Source organism: Hydrogenophaga sp. L76 (assembly GCF_057654755.1).
This window is the reverse complement of record NZ_CM172807.1, coordinates 1894740-1916058: the sequence shown is the minus strand read 5'-3', so window position 1 is coordinate 1916058 and position 21319 is coordinate 1894740. Positions and strand designations below refer to the sequence as shown.

Below are 21319 nucleotides of genomic sequence, written 5' to 3'. Positions count from 1 at the left end.
TGACGCCAAGACCAAAACCTTTGCCGACGGGCGTGACTCCCGCCGAGAACACCGCGGAACTGGCTCCGCCAGGCCGCAGGTGTTGCCCCCCTTGGGGGGTGACGCCGCAGGCGGCGCGGGGGGAGCCGATCTGTCGCGGGGGGCTATCCAGTGTTCCGCAGCCCGGCCGCGATGCCGTTGATCGAGATGTGGATGCCGCGGCGCACCTTTTCGTCGCGGTCAGCGTGGTTTTCACCCGCCCGGTAGCGGCGCACCAACTCGACCTGCAGGTGGTGCAGCGGGTCGATGTAGGGGAAGCGGTGGCGCATGGAGCGCTGCAGTGCGGCGTTGTTGACCAGGCGCTGCTTCTCGCCCGTGATCAGCGCCAGCGCATCGGCCGTGCGGTGCCATTCGGCTTCAATGGCGGTGAACACCTTGGTGCGCAGGCGCTTGTCTTCGACCAGCTCGGCATAGCGCGTGGCGAGCGCGAGATCGCTCTTGGCCATGACCATGTCCATGTTGGACAGCAGGGTGCTGAAGAAGGGCCACTGTTTCACCATCTTCTGCAGTTGCGCCTTTTGCTTCGCCACGCCCTTGGGACCTTCCTTGTGCAGGAAGGTGTGCACCGCCGAGCCGAAGCCGTACCAGCCCGGCAGCGTCAGGCGGCACTGGCCCCAGCTGAACCCCCAGGGGATGGCGCGCAGGTCTTCGATCTTCTGCGTGGCCTTGCGCGACGCCGGACGCGAGCCGATGTTGAGTTCGGCGATCTCGCGGATCGGCGTGGCGGCGAAAAAATATTCGGCAAAGCGCGGGGTGTCGTAGACCAGGGCGCGGTAGGCGGCCATGCTCGCCGTGGAGAGCTCGGCTGCTGCGTCGAGAAAGGCCTTGGGGGCGTTGCGGGTGGCCTGCAGCAGGGTGGCTTCCAGCGTGGCGGCGACCAGGGTTTCCAGGTTGCGCCGGCCGATCTCGGGGTTGGCGTATTTGGAGCCGATCACCTCGCCCTGTTCGGTCAGGCGGATCTGGCCGCGCACGGTGCCGGGTGGCTGGGCGAGGATGGCCTGGTAGCTCGGGCCGCCGCCACGGCCCACCGTGCCACCGCGGCCATGAAACATGCGCAGCCGGATCGTTTTCTCGTGGCCCTTGTTGAGCGAATCGAACAGCTCCACGAGCGCGATCTCGGCGCGGTACAGCTCCCAGTTGCTGGTGAAGATGCCGCCGTCCTTGTTGCTGTCCGAGTAGCCGAGCATGATGTCCTGCTCGCAGTAGCCGTCGTGCGCGCCGCGGTGCACCATGGCGCGCACGCCGGGCAGGGCGTAGTAGTCGCGCATGATGGGCGCGGCGTTGCGCAGGTCTTCGATGGTCTCGAACAGCGGCACCACGATCAGGTCGGCCACCGCGTCTTCGGCGAGCAGGCCGCGCACCAGGCCCGCTTCCTTCTGCAGCAGCAGCACTTCGAGCAGGTCGCTCACCGTTTCGGTGTGGCTGATGATGGCGTGGCGGATGGCCTGGGCGCCGAAGCGTTCGCGGCCGCTGCGCGCGGTGTCGAATATGGCCAGCTCGTCCCTGGTGTGGGCCGAGTAGGGCGTGCCGGGCACGCGCAGGGGCCGCGCGTCGTTCAGCTGGCGCAGCAGCACCGCGCGTTTGCCCATTTCGTCGAGCGCGCTGTAGTCGGCCTCGATGCGCGCCGTGGCCAGCAACTCGGCCACCACTTCCTCGTGTTTGTCGGAGCTCTGGCGCAGGTCGATGGTCGCCAGGTGAAAGCCGAACACCTGCACCGCGCGGATCAAAGGGCGCAGGCGGGAGCGGGTGAGCGCGGCGCCGTGGTTCGCCACCAGCGAGGCTTCGATGGTGCGCAGATCGGCCAGCAGTTCGGCGGCGCTGGGGTAAGCGTCTTGCGGCGCGACCGCGTGACGCGCGGCTTCTCCGCCGGTCAGCGCGGTCAGCGTGGCGGCCAGGCGCGCGTACATGCCGGTCAGGGCTCGGCGGTAGGGTTCGTCCTGGCGGTGGGCATTGGTGTCGGGCGAACGTTCGGCCAGGGCTTGCATGGCCGGGCTCACGCTCGCCAGCATGGCCGACACCGACAGCTCGGCACCCAGGTGGTGCAGTTGCGTGAGGTGGTGGCGCAGCACCAGGTCGGCCTGGCTGTGCAGGGCCAGCTCCAGGGTTTTCGCGGTCACGTTGGGGTTGCCGTCGCGGTCGCCGCCGATCCACTGGCCCATGCGCAGGAAGGGCGCCACGTCCTGGTCTTCCAGGCCTTCTTCGAGGTCGCGGTAGATGCGCGGGATCTCCGACAGGAAGGTGGCCTGGTAGTAGCTCAGCGCGTTCTCGATTTCGTCGGCCACGGTGAGCTTGGTGAAACGCAGCAGGCGCGTTTGCCATAGCTGGGTCACGCGGGCGCGCAGCTGCGCTTCGAAGTCGGCGTGGTCGCGCGGCAGCAACTGCTCGCGTTCGGCCAGCAGGTGGGCGATGGCGCGTTCGGCGTCCAGAATGCTCTTGCGCTGCACCTCGGTGGGGTGCGCGGTGAGCACGGGCGAGATGTGGGCCGCAGCGAGCGTGCGCACCACTTCGGACGGCGCGATGCCGGCCTTTTTCAGGCGCTGCAGCGTCATGGCCAGGCTGCCCTCCTGCAGATCGCCGGCGCGGTCGTGCACCGCGCGACGGCGGATGTGGTGGCGGTCTTCGGCCAGGTTGGCCAGGTGGCTGAAGTAGGTGAAGGCGCGGATCACGCTCACCGTCTGCTGGCCCGAGAGACCCTTGAGCAGTTTCTTCAGCGCCTTGTCGGCGTCCTGGTCGGCGTGGCGGCGGAAGGCCACCGAAAGCTGGCGGATCTGCTCGATCAGGTCGTAGGCAGCCTGGCCCTCCTGCTCGCGGATCACGTCACCCAGCACCCGGCCCAGCAGGCGGATGTCGTCGATCAGTGGCTGGTCCTTGTCGGAGCCGGATATGGTGCGTCCGGCACCAGAACGGTTGGACGGGGCGGCGGATCGGGCGGGCGTTCGGCTCATGGTGGGCAAGGGTGGCTCTGGGGCTTGGGTTGCTGATTTTTTGGGCAGGGGTCATGCTAGCATCCAAAGTTGCCTTTCCCGTTACCAAGCGGGTACGAAAACGCTCCCGACATCGGTTGGGGGCTGATCTTTTTTTGAACCTTCATCGTGGCTATTTCAAACCCAACCTCCGCGCTGTCCATCACCATCGCGACGCGTGAAAGCCGTCTGGCGCTGTGGCAGGCCGAACACGTCAAGGCCCTGTTGCAAGACTTGGGCCACCGTGTCGAGTTGCTGGGCATGACGACCCTGGGCGACCAGATCCTGGACCGCAGCCTCTCCAAGGTGGGCGGCAAGGGTCTTTTCGTGAAAGAGCTGGAAGTCGCGCTCGAAGAAGGCCGCGCCGACATCGCCGTGCACTCGCTCAAGGATGTGCCCATGGATCTGCCAACGGGGTTTGCACTGGCCTGCGTGATGGAGCGCGAAGACCCGCGCGACGCCTGGGTGTCGCCCGCCTGCGCGACGCTGGCCGAGCTGCCCGTGGGCGCCGTCGTTGGCACTTCCAGCCTGCGCCGGCTGGTGCTGCTGCGCGCCGCGCTGGATGCGCTGGGCCGCAGCGACGTGCGCATCGAGCCGCTGCGGGGCAATCTGGACACGCGACTGCGCAAACTGGACGAGGGCCAGTACCACGCAATCGTGCTGGCGTCTGCGGGCCTGAAGCGGCTGGGTCTGGGTGCGCGTATCCGGCACATCTTTGAACCCGCTGAATCCTTGCCTGCTGCGGGCCAGGGGGCGCTGGGCATTGAAGTCCGAGCCGATCGCGGCGACCTCGTTGAGGCCCTGAAGCCCCTGGTGCACATGCCCACCTGGTTGCGGGTGGCGGCCGAGCGCACGGTGTCGCGCGCCATGGGCGGCAGCTGCTCCATGCCGCTGGCGGCCTACGCCGACTGGACCAACGGCGATGCCGGTCACCTGGTGCTGCGTGCCGCTTGGGGGGACCCGGAAGGTGCTCTGGCTCTGGTGCAGGTGAGTGACCAGGCCGAAGTCCAGACGCTGCAGCAGGCCGAAGCCCTGGGGCAGCGCGTGGCGCAGGCGCTGCGCGCTGCCGGCGCCCAGCCGCCAGCGGCAGGGGCTTGACGCCTTGACCGACCTGCCCGGGCCAGCGCCTGTGTTGAGACCGATGGAGCGGCTCATCGTCACCCGTCCCGCAGCCGAGGCGGCGAGCTGGGTGCAGGCCCTGCAGGCGCAGGGCTGGCCGGCCCAGGCGCTGCCCTTGATCGACATTTCGGAACCGCAAGACACAGCCACATTGGCTTCGCTGCGGTACTGGCGCGCCCACTGGCTGGACATGGATGCGTTGCTTTTTGTGAGCGGGGCCGCTGTCAGCCATTTTTTTGCGCAGGATGTGCGAGCTCCCACGCGGCCTGATGGGGGCACACGGTTCTGGGCACCCGGTCCGGGCACGGTGCGGGCACTGGCCCAGGCGCTGACCGGTCTGGGGTTGAACGCAGCGCGCATCGATGCCCCACCGCCTGATGCCGGGCAGTTCGATTCCGAAGCGCTGTGGCCGATGGTGGCGTCGCAGGTGCGAGCGGGCCAGCGCATCCTGGTGGTGCGTGGTGCTTCGCCCGGGATGGCCGCTGCGCCGGAGCCGGATCCACCGCAACGCCAGCACGCTGGCAACGGTCGCGACTGGCTGATCCAGCAATGCGAAGCCGCAGGAGCCAGCGTTGAGAGTTGCGTGGCCTACGAGCGGTCGGCCCCCCGGTGGACGGCCGGGCATGCGGCGGTGGCCCGTGCCGCGGCCTCGGCCGGCAGCGCCTGGCTGTTCAGCAGTTCGGAAGCCGTGCACCATCTGACGAGCGCCACACCACACACCGATTGGTCGTCCGCCTGTGCCATCGCCACCCATCCCCGCATCGCTGCCAGCGCGAGGGCCGCCGGTTTTGGCCGCGTGATCGAAACCCGGCCCGCCTTGCCAGACGTGTTGCGGGCCCTAGAATCGAACTGGAGCCCCACATGAGCCCAGATACCCCAGACATTCCCCCAAGCCCAGTGAAAGAAGCGTCCGCAGCGGCGGTGGGGGGGGCTGCGCCCGTGGTTGCGCCACCGGTGGTGAAAGCCCGCCATCCGGTGTCGTGGATGTCGATGCTGGCGCTCGTGGTGGCCGCATTCTCGCTGGTGCTGGCCGGCCTGATCTGGCAAAAGCTCGGGTTCACGCAGCAGGAGCTGGCAAGGCGCAGTCAGGACAGCACGGTGCAGGCGGTGGAGGTGCGCACCGTGGCGAAACAGGCGGAGGCCCTCACGCAGGAACTGCAGGCGCGCCTGGCGGTGGCCGAGATCAAATTGTCCGAGGTGACCCTGCAGCGCAGCCAGCTCGAAGAACTCATGCTCGCGCTGTCGCGTTCGCGCGATGACAACCTGGTGCAGGACATTGAATCCGCCCTGCGACTCGCGTTGCAGCAGACCCAGCTCACGGGCAGCGTGCAGCCCCTGGTGTCGGCGCTGCAGGCCGCTGATCAGCGCATCGCGAGGGCTGCTCAGCCACGCCTGAATCCGGTGCAACGGGCCATCCAGCGCGATATCGAACGTATTCAGGGCGCCGCGCTGACCGATGTGCCCACGCTGGTGTTGCGGGTGGATGAGCTGGCCCGTCAGGTGGACGATTGGCCCGTGCAGAACGATGTCGGTGTGAAGACGGCCAGCACCATTTCCCGTCGGGCGGATGTGGCAGCGTCTGGCAAAGCTGCTGTGCAGCCGCCCGCTGCGAAAGCGGGTGCACCGGATTTGGCGGAACCGGCACCCTCTCTGCCTGCGCAGGAAACCGGCTGGTCGCGTGTTTCCATGGCCTGGTCTTCGTTCTGGCAGCGTGTCTGGACCGATGTGACCCGAAGCGGTCGCGAACTGGTGCGCGTCAGCCGCATCGACAGGCCCGAAGCCGCGCTGCTCGCCCCCGAGCAGGCTTTCTTCCTGCGGGAAAACATCAAGCTCCGGCTGCTCAATGCACGGCTTGGTTTGCTGAGCCGTCAGCTCAATGCCGTTGAGGCCGATCTGAAATCCACCGAGCTGGCGCTGGGTCGGTACTTCGACACCACGGCGCCCCAGGTGATGGCGGCGCAGAAGACGCTGGGGCAATTGCGGACCGAGCTGTCGACGGCGGACTTGCCGCGACCTGACGAAAGCCTCGCGGCGCTTGCCGCCGCCGCGGGAGGCCGGTGATGGTCGATCACAAACAGGGTGGCGCCATGCGCAGCGTGTTCTGGTTGTTGGGACTCGGTGCGCTGGCGGTGGCCCTGGCTTTGCTGGTGGGGCACAACCTGGCCATGGTCACGCTGTTCTGGCCGCCGTACCGCTTTGACGTGTCGTTCAACTTTGTGGTGTTCTGCCTGATCGCCGGCTTTGCGCTGGTCTACTTCGCGCTCAGGGCCATCGTCGTGCTGCGCGAATTGCCGGCGCAGGCCCAGCGCTGGCGGGCGCAGCAGGTGGAGCGTGCGGCCGTCGGATCGGTGCTGGACGCTCTGTCCTACCAGCTGTCGGGCCGTTTTGTGCGTGCGCAGGCCGCCGGACTGGCTGCGCTGGAGCAGCTCAATGCCTTGCCGTCGGCCCAGTGGCCCCGGCGGCACCAACTGCTGTTGCTGGCCCACCTGCTGGTCGCCGAGAGTGCGCAGTCGCTGCAAAACCGCAAGTCCAGGGACGAACACCTGCAGGCGGCACTGCATCCCAGGCTTGCCAGGAGCGCACCCGAAGCCCACGAAGGCGCGTTGCTGCGCGCGGTTCGCTGGGCGGTCGAAGACCGTGACGCCGACGCCGCACGAAGCCGCCTGGCTGAACTGCCGCAAGGTGCGGCGCGTCGCATCCAGGCGCTGCGTCTGAAGTTGCGCATTGCCCGCCTTGGTGGGGCCACCAGTGAAGCGCTGGAAACGGCCCGGGTGCTGGCCAAGCACCGCGCGTTTTCCCCGGAAGCTTCGCGCAGCATCGTGCGCGGGCTGGCGCTCGATGCCTTGGGCGAATCGCACGATCTCTCGCAGCTGCAAGCGCTCTGGAGCCGTCTGGATGCCAACGAGCGCGCCATGCCCGAGCTGGCTCTGGCGGCCGCCCAGCGCGCCAACCATTTGGGCATGCAACCTGGCGAACCTGTGGACGAGAACCAGGCGTTCACCACCGCGCTGGTGCTCAGCTGGCTGGAGCCGGTGTGGAACAAGTTCGCCGAGCTGGATGCCGCGCAGCAGCGCCAGCTGGTGCGCACGATGGAGCCCGGACTGGCCCAGCTCGATGGCACCTGGCTCGCACGACTGGAGCAGGCACAGCGCCAGCAACCCAACAACGCTTACCTCCAGTACCTGACCGGTCAGGCTTTCATGCAGCGCCAGCTCTGGGGCAAGGCTGCACAGTTGCTCGGGCAGGCCAGCCACAGCCTGACCGAGCCTTCCCTGCTGCGGCGAACCTGGCGCTCGCTTGCGGCCCTGGCCGAAGAACGGGGCGATGCCGTGGCCGCCCAGTCGGCCTGGAAAAAGGCAGCCCTGCTGGACTGAGTCTCTGGCCGGTTGCCCGGTGGTGGTGCTATCCCGGTTGACAGGGGTTGATGGGCGTGCCCCGCAGTACGCACAACCAGAAACAGGAACGCCGGCTTGAAGCCGGCGTTCCTGTTGGATTCAGGCCCCGGTTACCCGCGGCCATTCACCTCTTCACTGGGTCTCAAACGGCAGCGGCATGCTGCGCAGGTCCTTGCGGGTTTCCACCAGCACCAGCGGGCCTTCGTCCAGTATCACCGCGGGTTGGATCTCGCGCGGCACGTGGATGGGTTTGGGTTCAGCGGCGATCGCTGCCTGCACCTGGGCCACCTTGTCGGTATCGGAATTGACCCACACCAGACCACTGGCTGCGGCCACCTGGTTCAACTCGTCGATCGACACCGTGTAGGCCTGTACCTGGGGCAGACCGCGGGGTGCGGCTGCAACGGCGGCGGGTGCACTCGTGCGTACCGCGGGTGCTGCCACGGGTCGGGGTGCTGGCGTGGCCAGAACCGGCACCGGCTCGATCACGACGGGAGCGGCTTCAACCACCGTTTCTTCGACCGCGACCGGGCTGCTCTCCACCGGCAGGCTGAAATAGCTGCTGCGAACGGGTGCCTCGGTGGCCACCTCTTCAACCGGCGCCACGGACATCGCTGGCGCGGCGTCAGCTTCCGAACCCTGCTCGGACGCATCGCGCGGAGCACGCTCCCGACGGTCACGGCCATAACGGTCGCGGCTGCGGCGTTCGCGGGGCGCACGCTGACCACCGTTGTCCGTATCACCTTCTGTGGCGGGCGCTTCGGCGCCGCTGGCACGGGCGTCCGGCTCCAGGCGCTGCGCAGCGCCTGGAGCACCGTCCTGCTGCGCGACCTCAACGCCTTCCACACCCTGGGGGCGGCGGCGGTTGTCGTTGCGCGGACGGCGCTCGCGGCGCTGGCCTTCGGCCATGTCGGGCATTTCGCCAGTCGCCGCCGGTGCGGCATTCAGCAACGCTTCGGTGCCCTGGGTCTGGTCCAGCGGGGCCGCATCACGGCGGTTGTCACGGCGACCGCCATTGCGCGACTCACCACGCGGTTCGCCACGTGCCTCGCCGCGACCGTCCACCCGACCTTCGTTGCGACGGGCCCCTTCACGGCCCTCACGGCTTTCGCGGCCTTCCGGGCGGCCTTCCACGTTGCGGCCTTCGCCACCCCGCGTGTTGCGGCCGGCTTCGCGACCCTCGCGACCTTCACGCGGTGCACGGCTTTCGTTGCCGTTGCGACCACCCCGGCCCCGGCTGTCGCGACCGCCTTCGCGGCGCCCATCGGGGCGCTGCTCGCTGCGATCACCGGTTTTGGCGACGGATGCAACGGTGGGTGGTGCCGTGACGGCGGGGGCTTCGCCACCGCCAAACAGGCTCTTGAGCCAGCCGAAGAAACCCTTTTCAGCCGGTGCAGCCACCTTGGCCACGGGCGCTACGGCAACGGGTGCAGCCACCGGGACGGCAACGGGTGCTTCCGGCTTGGGTGCGGCCACAGGCGCCGGACCGTCGGGCAGCACGCCCTTGATCACCGGTTCCTGTTTGTTGGTGCGTTCCTGGCTGCGGCGCGTGAAGCCGGTGGCTTCGTCCGGCTCGTCGGCCAGCTTGTAGCTGGCGTCCAGGTCGTCCAGACGCGGGTCGTCGTGCTTCAGGCGTTCCAGCTTGTAGTTCGGCGTGTCGAGCGACTTGTTGGGCACCAGCAGCACGTTGATGCGCTGCTTGAGTTCGATCTTGGTGATCTCGGTGCGCTTTTCGTTCAGCAGGAAGCTGGCCACTTCGACCGGCACCTGCACCAGCACGGCGGCCGTGCTGTCCTTGAGCGACTCTTCCTGGATGATGCGGAGGATCTGCAGCGCCGAGCTTTCCGTGTCGCGGATGTGGCCGGAGCCACCGCAGCGCGGGCAGGGAATGGACGAGCCTTCGCTGAGCATGGGCTTGAGGCGCTGGCGGCTCATTTCAAGCAGGCCGAACTTGCTGATGGAGCCGAACTGCACGCGGGCGCGGTCCTGGCGCAGGGCGTCGCGCAGGCGGTTCTCGACTTCGCGGCGGTTCTTCGACTCGTCCATGTCGATGAAGTCGATCACGATCAGGCCGCCCAGGTCGCGCAGGCGCGCCTGGCGCGCCACCTCGTCGGCGGCTTCCAGGTTGGTGCGGGTGGCGGTTTCTTCGATGTCGCCACCCTTGATGGCGCGCGCCGAGTTCACGTCCACCGCCACCAGCGCTTCGGTCTGGTCGATCACGATGGCGCCACCCGAAGGCAGGTTCACCGTGCGGCTGTAGGCGGTCTCGATCTGGTGCTCGATCTGGAAGCGGCTGAACAGCGGTGCGTCGTCGCGGTAGCGCTTCACGCGGTGCCCGTGTTCGGGCATCACGTGGCTCATGAACTGGTGGGCCTGCTCAAAGATGTCGTCGGTGTCGATCAGGATCTCGCCGATGTCGCTGTTGAAGTAGTCGCGGATGGCGCGGATCACCAGGCTGGATTCCTGGTAGATCAGGTAGGCGCCTTTGCCGCCCTGGGCTGCGCCGTCGATGGCAGTCCACAATTTCAGCAGGTAGTTCAGGTCCCACTGCAGTTCGGGCGCTTCACGACCGATGCCGGCAGTGCGCGCGATGATGCTCATGCCATTGGGGTATTCGAGCTGGTCCAGCGCAGCCTTGAGATCCTGGCGGTCTTCGCCCTCGATGCGGCGGCTCACACCACCACCGCGCGGGTTGTTGGGCATCAGCACCACGTAGCGGCCAGCCAGGCTCACGAAGGTGGTCAGGGCTGCGCCCTTGTTGCCGCGTTCTTCTTTTTCGACCTGGACCAGCAGTTCCTGGCCTTCCTTGATCACGTCGTTGATGCGGGCCTGGTTGACCGGCACGCCAGCGGCGAAATACTGGCGCGAGATTTCCTTGAACGGCAGGAAACCGTGGCGGTCCTCGCCGTAGTCAACGAAGCAGGCTTCAAGCGACGGCTCGACGCGCGTGACGACGGCCTTGTAGATGTTGCCCTTGCGCTGTTCGCGCCCTTCGATTTCGATTTCGTAGTCGAGCAGTTTCTGCCCGTCCACGATCGCCAGGCGGCGCTCTTCGGCCTGCGTGGCGTTGATCAGCATGCGTTTCATGATGCGTTTCCTTCGGTCTGACACTGACATGGCGCCGGGTTGAACCCAGGCGCCGACCTGCCGTGAACCAGTGGAAAAACGCGAACGGGGGAGGAATTGCCGGAGAGCCACCGACCCGATGCCCACCCGGTGTTGGCCAGGGGGCGAGGGAGTGTTCGGGACGGGGCACGCTGTGTGTGTGCCGCGTTGAACTGCCGGGTCAGGGCGTAGGCGCGTGGACTGGGCTGAGCAGAGAAGGCTTGATGGCTGTCGGTGACATGGATCTCGCCGGTGATGTCTCTGGCTTCACTTCATCCTCAACCAGCCTGTCCACCGAGAGCGTGTGCCTTCTCGGGAACGCGGCTGGCCGATTGGGGTATTCCGTATTCGGGTTCGCAGTTTTACTCACGGATTCGCCCGCTGCTTCTACCTGACCGGTGCGGCTCCAGCCTCTTCGGAGAGGGCTTCGGGAGCAGGCGTCGGAACAGGGTGCAACGGGTGGCAACTAGTGGCCAATCGGGTCCCCGGTATCAAAGGTCGGAGGAGCCTGTCTGCGGTGACTGCCTTAAACTCAAGGAAATCAATCACTTACAGCACACGACTGGCACAGCACATTATAGTGTGCTCCCCGATCCATGGGGCCGGTATTTCCAGCGGGTTTTCCTTGAACGCCAAGCCATCTGTCCAGACCGCCGCGGCGGTCCAATTCCTCACGGTTGACGAAGAATCGGCCGGCCAGCGGCTGGACAATTTTCTCATTCGCCTGCTCAAGGGCGTACCAAAAACGCACATCTACCGCATCATCCGCTCGGGCGAGGTGCGGCGGAACAAGGGCCGCGTGGGGGCGGACGACCGGGTGGCCGCGGGCGACGTGTTGCGCATTCCACCGATCCGCTTGTCTGAGCGTGCCGAGGAAAAAACGGCCCATCCGGCGCCTGCGCGCGAATTTCCCGTGGTGTATGAAGATGATGCTTTCATGGCCATTGACAAACCCGCCGGAGTGGCGGTGCATGGTGGCAGCGGGGTGAGCTTTGGCGTGATCGAACAAATGCGGCAGGCGCGTCCCGCCGCACGTTTTCTCGAATTGGTGCACCGGCTGGATCGTGAAACCAGTGGCTTGCTGCTGATTGCCAAGAAGAAATCGGCCCTCAAAGCTTTGCAGGATCAATTCCGCGAGCGGGAAACCGGGAAAACCTATCTGGCCCTGGTCAAAGGGGGCTGGCCGGCGCGCCTCAAGGTGCTGGATCAGCCGCTGCACAAGTATTTGTTGCCCGATGGCGAACGGCGTGTGAAGGTGGTGGGCCCCGATGATCCGGACGGTATGCGTTCCGTCTCGCTGGTCAAGGTGGTCGGGCGCCTGCCTGCGCCCGCGGCCCTGGCGACCGCATACCCTGACGGATTCAGCCTGCTGGAGGTGACCATCAAGACCGGGCGCACGCATCAGATTCGCGTGCATCTGGCGCACGCAGGCCATCCGATTGCGGGGGACGACAAATACGGTGACTTCGAACTCAATCGGCAATTGAGCCGGGTGGGCCTCAAGCGCATGTTTCTGCACGCTTGGCGGTTGCGGCTGGCCCACCCGATTAGCGGCGAAAGCGTCGAGTTGCATTCGGAATTGCCACTGGAATTGAAAAACTGGTTGCCCGATGCACCGCATCGGACCCAATAACCCTATAGAATGGAATTTGCATCGTTCGGATGCAGAATCCAACCAAGACAATCCGCAAACTCAAAAGGACGATCAATGGCAAATTACGCTGAACTCATGGCGCAGGCACAGGCTTTGATGGCGCAGGCCGAGGAAGCTCGCAAAAGCGAGCTCGCCTCGACGATCGCCGATATCAAAGCCAAAATGAAAGAGTTTGGTATCACGGTGGCTGATCTGGGTGGCGCATCGGGCGGCAAGAAGCCTGCCAAATCCAAATCCACCGCCGCGGCCAAATACCGTGGCCCTCAGGGCGAGCTCTGGGCGGGTGGTCCGGGTCGCAAGCCCGAGTGGGTGCGCGCCGTGCTGGCATCGGGCAAAAGCATCGAAGACTTCCGCATCTGATCATCCGGATACGGCTTTGACGGGGCACCTTCGGGTGCCCTTTGTTCTTGGTGTCGCCTTTGCGCGGGCGCAGCCGTGGTGCGGCGCCATCGCACCGTCATGTCGGGCATCGATAATGGAAACTTGTCTCAAACCTTTTTCAGCCGCATGCGCCCGCGCCAATTTGACCTGATTGCCTTCGACTGGGATGGCACCCTCTTTGACTCCACGGCCCTCATCGTGCGGTGCATCCAGGCCGCAGTGCACGACGTGGGTGGGCGCATTCCTTCCGATCGGGCGGCCAGTTATGTGATCGGCATGGGCCTGATGCAGGCGCTCGCTCACGCGGCACCCGATGTGCCGCCCGCACGGTACCCCCTGCTGGGCGAGCGCTACCGGTACCACTACCAGCAACACCAGGACGACATCAGCCTCTTTGATGGTGTCCTGCCGCTTTTGGCCGAGCTCAAGCAACGGCATCACTGGTTGACGGTTGCCACGGGCAAGAGCCGACAGGGGCTGGACACCGCCCTGCGAACGGTCGAGTTGCACGGTGTCTTTGACGGCTCACGCACAGCGGACGAAACTGCGGGCAAGCCCAGCCCGCTCATGTTGCACGAACTGATGCGCGAGTTCGGGATCGATCCCGGACGCACGCTGATGATTGGCGACACCACGCACGACCTCCAGATGGCGCTCAACGCCGGCTGCGCCAGTGTGGGCGTCAGCTACGGGGCCCACGAACCGGATGCTTTTGCCGAACTTTCGCCCCTGCACGTGGCGCATTCGGTGCAGGATCTGCGGGACTGGCTCACGGCCAACGCCTGAAGCCGGCGTCACACATGGCATCGTCGGAGCAGGACCCTCTCTATCCGTTGTGCAACAGCCGCGACCTCGTGGATTCGGGGTTGGCGGTGTCGTTCGATGTGGTCTACGCTGGACAGACCTGCCGGGCATTTGCCATCCGCTACCAGGGCGAAGCACACGCTTACCTCAACCGGTGTGCCCACGTGGCGATGGAGATGGACTGGCAACCCGACCGTTTTTTTGACGACAGTGGCCGCTGGCTGATCTGCGCCAGCCACGGGGCCATCTATGACCCCGCCACAGGCGCCTGCCGCAGCGGCCCCTGCCGCGGCAGCCTGATCAAGATCCGGCTGGTCGAGCGCGATGGCGTGGTGCACTGGCAGTCACAATACGCGTTGAAACCTTTCCTACTCTGAGAGCAGCCAAACATGAACGACGATCCAGTGGGAACACCGTCCCCAGGCACAACCGGGCACCGTGCGGATGTGGGGTGGGAGCGCGCGGCGCTGGAAAAACTGGCATTTTCTGCCTTGGTGGAGCAGCGGTCTGCCCGACGCTGGACCATCGTCTGGCGATTGATGTGGCTGCTGCTGGCTGGTTCGTTGGTGTGGGTGATGTTCTTCTCGGGCGGAGGCGTTTCTTCCCCACGTAAGCCCCATACGGCGCTGATCGAAATCCGGGGTGAAATTGCGGCTGGTGCAGAAGCCAGCGCCGACAACGTGGTCAGTTCGCTGAAGGCGGCATTTGAAGACGCAGGCGCACAAGCCGTCGTGTTGCTCATCGATTCGCCCGGCGGCAGTCCGGTGCAGGCCGGCATCATCAACGACGAGATCACCCGACTCAAGGCCTTGCACAACAAGAAGGTCTACGCGGTGGTGGAAGAAACCTGCGCCTCGGCCGCGTATTACATCGCTGCGGTTGCTGACAATATCTACGTGGACAAAGCCAGTCTGGTGGGCAGCATCGGCGTGCTGATGGATGGTTTCGGCTTCACCGGCTTGATGGACAAGCTGGGTGTCGAGCGCCGCCTGATGACGGCGGGCGCCAACAAGGCCATGCTCGATCCCTTCAGTCCGCAGGACGCGGAACAGACCGCCTACATCCAGTCCATGCTCGGCGAGATTCACAGCCAGTTCATCACCGTCGTGCGGGCCGGGCGCGGCGACCGGCTCAAGGAAACGCCGGACACCTTCAGCGGCCTGGTCTGGAGCGGCCAGAAGGCGATTGCGCTGGGGCTGGTCGATGGGCTGGGCAGTCTCGATTACGTGGCACGCGAGGTGGTCAAGGCCGAAGAGGTGGTGGACTACACGCAGCGCGAGAATCTGGGGATGCGCCTGGCCCGGCAGTTGGGTGCCAGCGTCGGCGAGGGCATGTACCTGGCGGCCCGCTCCAGCGGATTGCAATTCAAGTAAGTTATGGACTCAACGCCAATCAGTGAACAGGGTGATTATGAAAATTGAGAAAGCTGTTTTTCCCGTCGGTGGCCTGGGCACCCGATTCCTGCCGGCCACCAAAGCCATCCCCAAGGAAATGCTGCCGGTGGTGGACAAGCCGCTGATCCAGTACGCGGTGGACGAGGCTTACGCGGCGGGCATCCGCGAAATGATCTTCATCACCGGACGCCACAAACGGGCCATCGGTGACCACTACGATGCGGCCTTCGAGCTGGAACACGAGCTGGAGCGCGGCAACAAGGCCGACCTGCTCAAGCTGGTACACGACATCAAGCCCGATGACATGGACTGTGTGTTCATCCGCCAGCCGCGCCCGCTGGGCTTGGGTCATGCGGTGCTGTGCGCTGAGCGCGTGGTGGGCAATGACCCGTTTGCCGTGCTGCTCGCCGACGACCTGATGGTGGGGCTGGCGGGCGGCCCTTCGGTGTTGCAGCAGATGGTGGCGGCTTACGAACAAAATCCCGGGACCGTGCTGGCGGTGCAGGACGTGCCACGCGAGCACACCCGTCGCTACGGAATGGTGGACGTGCATGGCGTCAACGAGGCGTTGGCCGAAGTGTTCGGCATGGTCGAAAAACCCATGCCCGATGTGGCACCCTCCACCCTGGCTGTGGCCGGTCGTTACATCCTCACACCTGCGGTGTTCGAGAGCATCCGCCGGCAACCCCGTGGCGCGGGGGGCGAGATCCAGCTCACCGATGGCATTGCGGCGCTGATCGGCACCGAGAAGGTGTATGCCTACCGCTACGAAGGTCAGCGCTACGACTGCGGCAGCAAGGCAGGTTTTCTGGAAGCGACCATTGACCTGGCGCTGGCCGATCCGTCGCTGCGCGAAGCGGTTCGAGCCCACATGGTCAAGGTGCTGGGCTGATCCTGGGGGAGCGCCTTGAGTGCTTCTCAGCGGCCGATCAGGAAGACCGCCGGTGCGTCCAAGGGCAAACCCTGCTGCAGTGATCGGGTCTTCCACTCGTTCGCCAGGGCACTGCGGGTGACCTGTTGCGGCAGCATGAGGCCGCAACTGACGGCCAGACGCGTGTGCGGGTGCAGGATCTGCAGCAAGGCCTGCAGCAAGGCAGTGTTACGGTAGGGCGTTTCGATCAGGATCTGCGTCTGCCCGGTTTTCAGGGCCAGCGCCTCCAGCTCGCGCAGGCGTTTGGCGCGCTCGGTCGACTCCTGAGGCACGTAGCCCACGAAAGCGAACCCCTGTCCATTCAGTCCGCTGGCCGCCAGGGCCAGCATCAGCGACACCGGGCCGACGAGGGGCACCACCGGCATGCACAGTGCGTGTGCAGCGCGCACGACAGAGCTGCCGGGATCGGCAATGGCAGGCATGCCGGCTTCACTGACCAGGCCGATGTCGTGGCCCAGCAAAGCCGGTGCGAGAAGGGCCTTGGCCTGGCTGTCGCCCTCTGCGGCCGGGGTGTGGTCGCCTTTTTTGTGCGCCTGCCGGGGGAGTTCGATGATGGCTTGGGCTTGCAGCGGTGCGGCGAGCCCGTTCACCGCCTCCACACGCTTGAGAAAGGCGCGTGTGCTCTTCGCGTTTTCGCTGATCCAGTGGGTCAGCCGCGCCGCGACCGCCACGGTTTCGGCAGGCAGACATTCGGTAATGGGTGCGGGATGCGCACCTTCCGGCAGGCAGCCAAAGTCCAGCGGTGTGGGCACCAGATACAGCGTACCGGGCGTGGGTTGCGCCGGCTTCACAGAATGGGTACCCCCGCAGCGCGGATCATGCGGCAGGTGCGGATCAGCGGCAGACCGACCAGCGCGGTCGGATCGTCGTTTTCAATGCGTTCGAGCAAGGCGATGCCCAGACCTTCACTCTTGGCGCTGCCCGCGCAGTCGTAGGGCTGCTCGGTCCGCAGGTAGTGCTCGATTTCCCCCTCGGTCAGTGGGCGGAATGCCACCTGGACGGCGGCCAGATCGCTCTGCTCAAAACCGCTGGACAGGCACACCACGGCCACCGCAGTCTGGAAAACCACCGTCTGGCCGCTCATTCGGCGAAGCTGCTCGACCGCGCGCTCGTGGTTGCCGGGTTTGCCCAGGGGTTCGCCGCCCAGGTCGGCAACCTGGTCGCTACCGATCACCACCGCTTCGGGGTGGCGCCGGGCCACCTCGCGCGCCTTGGCCAACGCCAGACGCATGGCCAGTGCAGCGGGCTTTTCGCCCGGTTGCGGGGTTTCATCGACTTCGGGACGTTCGACATCAAAGGCGATGCCCAGTCGCGCCAGCAATTCGCGCCGGTAGGGCGACGTGGAGCCCAGAATCAGGCGCTTCTTCGAGAGGTTTTCAGGGGTGGGCATGTGCATGGGCATGCTGGTATTGTCCCCGCATTCTTTTACACTGCCCTCCATGAAACCGAATCCGAACACTGCGTGGAACCCGGCCCGGCTGGACGTGCGAGCTTTTGCCCAGGCCGGCGCCGGTGTGAACGCGGACGACCCGATGGGTCTGTTTGGGCGCCTGAAAGACGAGTTGCACCCCGAGTGCGGCGCGGCCGATCTGCCGGGTGTCCGTTGGCAGGCTCATGGCGCTTTGCGTGCGGCGTCCGAGGGCGGCGAGCCTGCGGTGTGGCTTCATTTGCTGGCGGAAACGGTGGCGCCCTTGACCTGCCAGCGCTGTCTGGGCGCGGTGGAAACCCCGCTCCAGGTGGACCGCTGGTTTCGGTTTGTGGCCGACGAAACCACGGCTGCGGCAGAAGACAATGACTGCGAAGAGGACCTGTTGCCGCTGGAGCCGCGTCCCAGCTTGTACGAATTGCTGGAAGATGAGCTGTTGATGGCGTTGCCGCTGGTGCCGATGCACGACGCCTGTCCGGTGCCGGTGTCCATGCAGTCCGGCGATGTGGCCGCCGCAGACGGCCCTGCAGAAGAACAGCGCCCGCACCCGTTTGCGGCGTTGTCCCGCCTGAAAAAATGACGCAGGGTGATCTTCGAGCTATAATGCTTGGCTTTGCGCTGGTATCGATTTCACTGTGAGGTGTACGGTGTACACGAATATGGTGGTAGGCGAACCCTAGGCGCACCCCGATTGACCCTATTGAATTCAGGAGCCCACCATGGCCGTCCAGCAAAACAAAAAGTCCCCTTCCAAGCGCGGCATGCACCGCTCGCACAATGCGCTGAACGTGCCCGGCATTGCCGTTGAGCCGACCACCGGTGAAGTGCACCTGCGCCACCACATCAGCCCCAACGGCTTCTACCGTGGCCGCCAGGTACTGAAGAACAAGTCCGAAGCCTAAAGTGACGGCGGGTCGCCGATCCCGTCGCGATACCGCGTCCGGGGTGGAGACCGCTGTACTTGAACAGGCCCGCATGTGCCATGCGGGCTTTTTTCATTCTTGTGGCGCTTTGGGGCGCCACCACTGAGATGTTTGCATGATCACCGTTGCTGTGGATTGCATGGGTGGAGACGTTGGCGTGGGGGTGACCTTGCCAGCCTGCGAGGCCTTTTTGGCCAGCCATCCGCAGGCCCATCTGTTGCTCGTGGGTCAGCCCGAGATGTTGAAGAAGTCCCGGCCTCAGCTGCTCAACAACGTGCGCTGTCGCGTGGTGCCCGCCAGCGAAGTGGTCGCCATGGACGATCCGATTGAAATCGCGCTGCGCAAGAAGAAAGATTCTTCCATGCGGGTCGCGATCCAGCAGGTCAAGGATGGCGCTGCGCAGGCGGCGGTGTCGGCAGGCAACACGGGTGCGCTCATGGCCATTTCCCGCTACCTGCTCAAAACCCTGGATGGCATTGACCGGCCAGCGATTGCCAGTCAGTTGCCCAACGCACGCGGTGGCGCGACCACGGTCCTGGATCTGGGCGCCAACGTGGATTGCACGGCCGAGCATTTGTTGCAGTTTGCTGTCATGGGGTCGGCTCTGGTGGTCGCGATCACGGGCAAGCCCGAGCCCACCGTGGGATTGCTCAACGTCGGCGAAGAGGTGATCAAAGGCAGCGAAGTGATCAAAAAAGCGGGTGTCCTGCTGCGAAATGCGGCGAACACCGGTGACTTGAATTTTTTCGGTAACGTTGAAGGTGATGACATCTTCAAAGGCAGCGCGGACATCGTGGTATGCGATGGTTTTGTGGGCAATGTGGCGCTCAAAGCCAGCGAGGGCCTGGCGACAATGATCAGTGGCCTCATCCGTGAAGCGTTCTCAAAGAACATTCTGACGAAAATGGCGGCTATCGTCGCTTATCCGGTCTTATCGTCTTTTAAAAAACGGGTGGATCACCGTCGGTACAATGGTGCCGCACTGTTGGGACTGCGCGGCCTTGTTTTCAAGAGCCACGGTTCGGCCGATGCCTTTGCTTTCGAGCAAGCGCTGGTGCGGGCTTATGATGCGGCCCACAACGGGTTGCTGAAGAGTGTGCAGGAGCGCATCGCCCACGCCGCGCCGCTGCTGTCGCCAGCCGGGGTGCCCAGCGAGATCAGAAGCATTCCCACCCTTTAATTTGCCACCTTCAACCAGCATGACACGCTACGCCCGTATTTCCGGCACCGGCAGCAGCCTGCCGCCTCAGCGTCTGACCAACGCCGACATGGTCGACCGACTGGCCGCTGGCGGGGTTGAAACCAGTGACGAGTGGATTGTCGAGCGCACCGGTATCCGGGCACGACATTTTGTCGCCGACGGCGTTTTTGCCAGCGACCTGGCTGCCGAGGCCTGCCGCAAGGCCATGGACGCTGCGGGGTTGGATGGCAGCGACATCGATCTGATCATCGTGGCTACCTCTACGCCGGACATGGTGTTCCCGTCCACGGCGGCCATCCTGCAACACAAGCTGGGCATTTCGGGGTGTCCCGTGTTTGATCTGCAGGCCGTTTGCAGCGGATTTATCTACGGGCTCACGGTCGCTGACGCGATGATTCGCACCGGCACCGCGAAGAAAGCGCTCGTGGTGGGCGCCGAGGTTTTTTCCCGTCTGCTCGATTTCAATGACAGGACCACCTGTGTTCTGTTCGGTGATGGCGCGGGCGCGGTCGTGGTGGAAGCCAGCGATACGCCAGGCATTCTTGCCACCGACATCCACGCGGACGGCAAGCACGCCGGCATCCTGTGTGTTCCAGGGCACGTGTCCGGCGGCGAGATCCTGGGGGACCCCCTGCTCAAGATGGATGGTCAGGCGGTGTTCAAGCTGGCGGTGGGTGTGCTGGAGGAAACGGCGCGTGCGGTGTTGGCCAAGGCCGGTCGCAGCGATGCCGATATCGACTGGCTGATCCCTCATCAGGCCAACATCCGGATCATGCAGAGCACAGCCCGCAAGCTGAAATTGTCCATGGACAAGGTCGTGGTCACCGTGGATCAGCACGGCAACACCTCGGCGGCTTCGATCCCGCTGGCCCTCGACCATGCGGTGCGTGCCGGTCAGGTGAAAAAGGGTGACACCCTTCTGCTCGAAGGCGTCGGTGGCGGCTTCACATGGGGTGCCGTGCTGCTCGATCTTTGAGTCTGCGTGTCGCCAGGCTGCCATCCGCCCCATTTACAGTTCTGTATCTTCCATGACTTCTTTTGCTTTTGTCTTTCCGGGCCAGGGTTCCCAATCCGTTGGCATGCTGGACGCTTGGGGTGATCACCCTGCCGTGCGCGAAACCCTGCAGGAGGCTTCGGACGCCTTGGGCGAGGATCTGGCGCGCCTGATCAATCAAGGCCCCAAGGAAGCGCTGGCCCTGACCACCAACACGCAACCGGTGATGCTGGTGGCCGGTGTGGCCGCCTGGCGCGTCTGGTGCGCCGAGGGTGGCGCTGTCCCTGCGGTTGTTGCCGGTCATTCGTTGGGCGAGTATTCGGCGCTCGTAGCCTCGGGTGTGCTGACGCTGGCTCAGGCGGCTCCGCTGGTCCGCTTTCGGGCGGCGGCGATGCAGGCGGCGGTGCCTGTAGGAACCGGCGCGATGGCGGCCATTCTGGGCATGGATGCGGCGAAAGTGATGGCGGGCTGTGCCGAAGCGCAGGCCACATTCGGTGGCGGTAGCCTGGAAGTGGTGGAGGCGGTGAACTTCAACGATCCGGCGCAGACCGTCATTGCGGGCAGCAAGGCCGCTGTCGAAAAGGCCTGTGAAGTCCTCAAGGCCCATGGCGCCAAGCGGGCGCTGTCGCTGCCGGTGTCGGCTCCGTTTCACTCCAGCCTGATGAAGCCTGCCGCGGACAAGCTGAAAGAGCAGTTGGCGGCAACCGCCTTTGCGCTGCCTCAGATTCCGTTGATCAACAACATCGATGTGGCCGTTGAAACCGATGCAGAACGCATCCGCGATGCGCTGTACCGCCAGGCCTTCGGGCCGGTCCGTTGGGTCGAATGCGTGAGTGCCATTCGGGAGCGCGGCATCACCACGCTGGTGGAGTGCGGCCCTGGCAAGGTGCTGGCCGGCATGGTCAAGCGCATCGATGCGGGGCTGACGGGAGCGGCGCTTTTCGATCCGGCCACACTGGCCGAAGTCAAAAACCTGCTGGTCAGCTGATC

Annotated in this window: 19 protein-coding genes; 15 read left to right on the top strand and 4 right to left on the bottom strand. The window is 65.2% G+C overall.

What is annotated here, in order from left to right; translation table 11 throughout:
• Positions 1-143 precede the first annotated feature (143 nt).
• A complete protein-coding gene (gene ppc / locus AC23D4_RS09125; protein ID WP_472890036.1) occupies positions 144-2984 on the bottom strand; it encodes a phosphoenolpyruvate carboxylase in 2841 nt (946 codons plus the stop codon).
• A 153-nt stretch (positions 2985-3137) separates the two neighbouring features.
• Between ppc and hemC the strand changes: the two genes are divergently transcribed.
• The 4 genes from hemC to AC23D4_RS09105 are packed head-to-tail and all read left to right on the top strand — an operon-like array spanning position 3138 to position 7495.
• Positions 3138-4100: a hydroxymethylbilane synthase gene (hemC, locus tag AC23D4_RS09120; RefSeq protein ID WP_472890072.1), complete on the top strand. Its 963-nt coding sequence runs from the start codon at positions 3138-3140 to the stop codon at positions 4098-4100.
• Positions 4101-4104: 4 nt separating this feature from the next.
• On the top strand, positions 4105-4986 hold the full coding sequence (locus tag AC23D4_RS09115) for a uroporphyrinogen-III synthase (protein ID WP_472890037.1): 882 nt from the start codon (positions 4105-4107) through the stop codon (positions 4984-4986).
• Positions 4983-6182: a uroporphyrinogen-III C-methyltransferase gene (locus tag AC23D4_RS09110; protein WP_472890038.1), complete on the top strand. Its 1200-nt coding sequence runs from the start codon at positions 4983-4985 to the stop codon at positions 6180-6182. Before AC23D4_RS09115 ends, AC23D4_RS09110 begins: the two co-directional genes overlap by 4 nt.
• A 26-nt stretch (positions 6183-6208) precedes the next feature.
• Positions 6209-7495, top strand: coding sequence for a heme biosynthesis HemY N-terminal domain-containing protein (locus AC23D4_RS09105; RefSeq protein WP_472890073.1), 1287 nt, complete (start codon positions 6209-6211; stop codon positions 7493-7495).
• 153 nt (positions 7496-7648) lie between these two features.
• On the opposite strand, the gene AC23D4_RS09100 is transcribed toward AC23D4_RS09105, so the two are convergent.
• Positions 7649-10603 (bottom strand): Rne/Rng family ribonuclease, encoded by a 2955-nt coding sequence (locus AC23D4_RS09100; RefSeq protein WP_472890039.1) that lies wholly within the window; start codon positions 10601-10603, stop codon positions 7649-7651.
• A gap of 643 nt (positions 10604-11246) precedes the next feature.
• Here AC23D4_RS09100 and AC23D4_RS09095 point away from each other — a divergent pair.
• The 6 genes from AC23D4_RS09095 to galU all read left to right on the top strand — a co-directional run bounded on the left by AC23D4_RS09095 (position 11247) and on the right by galU (position 15746).
• Complete coding sequence (locus AC23D4_RS09095) at positions 11247-12254, top strand: RluA family pseudouridine synthase (protein WP_472890040.1); 1008 nt, start codon at positions 11247-11249, stop codon at positions 12252-12254.
• Between the two features lie 96 nt (positions 12255-12350).
• Positions 12351-12635, top strand: a complete 285-nt coding sequence (locus tag AC23D4_RS09090; RefSeq protein WP_472890041.1) for an H-NS histone family protein — start codon at positions 12351-12353, stop codon at positions 12633-12635.
• 147 nt (positions 12636-12782) lie between these two features.
• Positions 12783-13442, top strand: a complete 660-nt coding sequence (locus tag AC23D4_RS09085; RefSeq protein ID WP_472890074.1) for an HAD family hydrolase — start codon at positions 12783-12785, stop codon at positions 13440-13442.
• A 14-nt stretch (positions 13443-13456) separates the two neighbouring features.
• Entirely contained in the window at positions 13457-13837 is a 381-nt protein-coding gene (locus AC23D4_RS09080; protein ID WP_472890042.1) for a Rieske (2Fe-2S) protein, read from the top strand.
• Between the two features lie 12 nt (positions 13838-13849).
• Positions 13850-14833, top strand: a complete 984-nt coding sequence (locus AC23D4_RS09075; protein WP_472890043.1) for a S49 family peptidase — start codon at positions 13850-13852, stop codon at positions 14831-14833.
• A 37-nt stretch (positions 14834-14870) separates the two neighbouring features.
• Positions 14871-15746 (top strand): UTP--glucose-1-phosphate uridylyltransferase GalU, encoded by an 876-nt coding sequence (galU, locus tag AC23D4_RS09070; protein WP_472890044.1) that lies wholly within the window; start codon positions 14871-14873, stop codon positions 15744-15746.
• Positions 15747-15772: 26 nt separating this feature from the next.
• Here the strand turns inward: galU and AC23D4_RS09065 are convergent, their stop codons facing one another.
• Both AC23D4_RS09065 and AC23D4_RS09060 read right to left on the bottom strand, forming a co-directional pair.
• The gene (locus tag AC23D4_RS09065) at positions 15773-16576 is read right to left on the bottom strand and encodes an SAM-dependent methyltransferase (RefSeq protein ID WP_472890045.1); all 804 of its coding nucleotides are present in this window, start codon (positions 16574-16576) and stop codon (positions 15773-15775) included.
• Positions 16573-17181, bottom strand: coding sequence for a Maf family protein (locus AC23D4_RS09060; RefSeq protein WP_487623726.1), 609 nt, complete (start codon positions 17179-17181; stop codon positions 16573-16575). The genes AC23D4_RS09065 and AC23D4_RS09060 overlap by 4 nt, the downstream gene beginning before the upstream one ends.
• A 43-nt stretch (positions 17182-17224) precedes the next feature.
• Here AC23D4_RS09060 and AC23D4_RS09055 point away from each other — a divergent pair, with 43 nt between their 5' ends.
• The 5 genes from AC23D4_RS09055 (at position 17225) to fabD (ending at position 21317) form a co-directional block, all read left to right on the top strand.
• Positions 17225-17791, top strand: a complete 567-nt coding sequence (locus AC23D4_RS09055) for a YceD family protein (protein WP_472890047.1) — start codon at positions 17225-17227, stop codon at positions 17789-17791.
• 139 nt (positions 17792-17930) lie between these two features.
• Positions 17931-18113 carry a 50S ribosomal protein L32 gene (gene rpmF, locus AC23D4_RS09050; protein WP_066086119.1) on the top strand — a complete coding sequence of 61 codons (183 nt, stop codon included), beginning with the start codon at positions 17931-17933 and terminating at the stop codon, positions 18111-18113.
• 136 nt (positions 18114-18249) lie between these two features.
• Positions 18250-19314 (top strand): phosphate acyltransferase PlsX, encoded by a 1065-nt coding sequence (plsX, locus tag AC23D4_RS09045; protein WP_472890048.1) that lies wholly within the window; start codon positions 18250-18252, stop codon positions 19312-19314.
• Positions 19315-19333: 19 nt separating this feature from the next.
• Positions 19334-20311, top strand: a complete 978-nt coding sequence (locus AC23D4_RS09040; protein ID WP_472890049.1) for a beta-ketoacyl-ACP synthase III — start codon at positions 19334-19336, stop codon at positions 20309-20311.
• A gap of 52 nt (positions 20312-20363) precedes the next feature.
• A complete protein-coding gene (fabD, locus tag AC23D4_RS09035) occupies positions 20364-21317 on the top strand; it encodes an ACP S-malonyltransferase (RefSeq protein ID WP_472890050.1) in 954 nt (317 codons plus the stop codon).
• Positions 21318-21319 lie beyond the last annotated feature (2 nt).

Excerpts from the sequence above, each read along its gene's own strand:
- AC23D4_RS09110 (WP_472890038.1), top strand. The coding sequence starts at position 4,983 with ATGAGCCCAGATACCCCAGACATTCCCCCAAGCCCAGTGAAAGAAGCG.
- plsX (WP_472890048.1), top strand. The coding sequence starts at position 18,250 with ATGATCACCGTTGCTGTGGATTGCATGGGTGGAGACGTTGGCGTGGGG.
- AC23D4_RS09105 (WP_472890073.1), top strand. The coding sequence starts at position 6,209 with ATGCGCAGCGTGTTCTGGTTGTTGGGACTCGGTGCGCTGGCGGTGGCC.
- AC23D4_RS09060 (WP_487623726.1), bottom strand. The coding sequence starts at position 17,181 with ATGCACATGCCCACCCCTGAAAACCTCTCGAAGAAGCGCCTGATTCTG.
- AC23D4_RS09090 (WP_472890041.1), top strand. The coding sequence starts at position 12,351 with ATGGCGCAGGCACAGGCTTTGATGGCGCAGGCCGAGGAAGCTCGCAAA.
- rpmF (WP_066086119.1), top strand. The coding sequence starts at position 17,931 with ATGGCCGTCCAGCAAAACAAAAAGTCCCCTTCCAAGCGCGGCATGCAC.
- galU (WP_472890044.1), top strand. The coding sequence starts at position 14,871 with ATGAAAATTGAGAAAGCTGTTTTTCCCGTCGGTGGCCTGGGCACCCGA.
- AC23D4_RS09055 (WP_472890047.1), top strand. The coding sequence starts at position 17,225 with ATGAAACCGAATCCGAACACTGCGTGGAACCCGGCCCGGCTGGACGTG.
- AC23D4_RS09040 (WP_472890049.1), top strand. The coding sequence starts at position 19,334 with ATGACACGCTACGCCCGTATTTCCGGCACCGGCAGCAGCCTGCCGCCT.
- ppc (WP_472890036.1), bottom strand. The coding sequence starts at position 2,984 with ATGAGCCGAACGCCCGCCCGATCCGCCGCCCCGTCCAACCGTTCTGGT.
- AC23D4_RS09100 (WP_472890039.1), bottom strand. The coding sequence starts at position 10,603 with ATGAAACGCATGCTGATCAACGCCACGCAGGCCGAAGAGCGCCGCCTG.
- AC23D4_RS09075 (WP_472890043.1), top strand. The coding sequence starts at position 13,850 with ATGAACGACGATCCAGTGGGAACACCGTCCCCAGGCACAACCGGGCAC.
- AC23D4_RS09085 (WP_472890074.1), top strand. The coding sequence starts at position 12,783 with ATGCGCCCGCGCCAATTTGACCTGATTGCCTTCGACTGGGATGGCACC.
- AC23D4_RS09080 (WP_472890042.1), top strand. The coding sequence starts at position 13,457 with ATGGCATCGTCGGAGCAGGACCCTCTCTATCCGTTGTGCAACAGCCGC.
- fabD (WP_472890050.1), top strand. The coding sequence starts at position 20,364 with ATGACTTCTTTTGCTTTTGTCTTTCCGGGCCAGGGTTCCCAATCCGTT.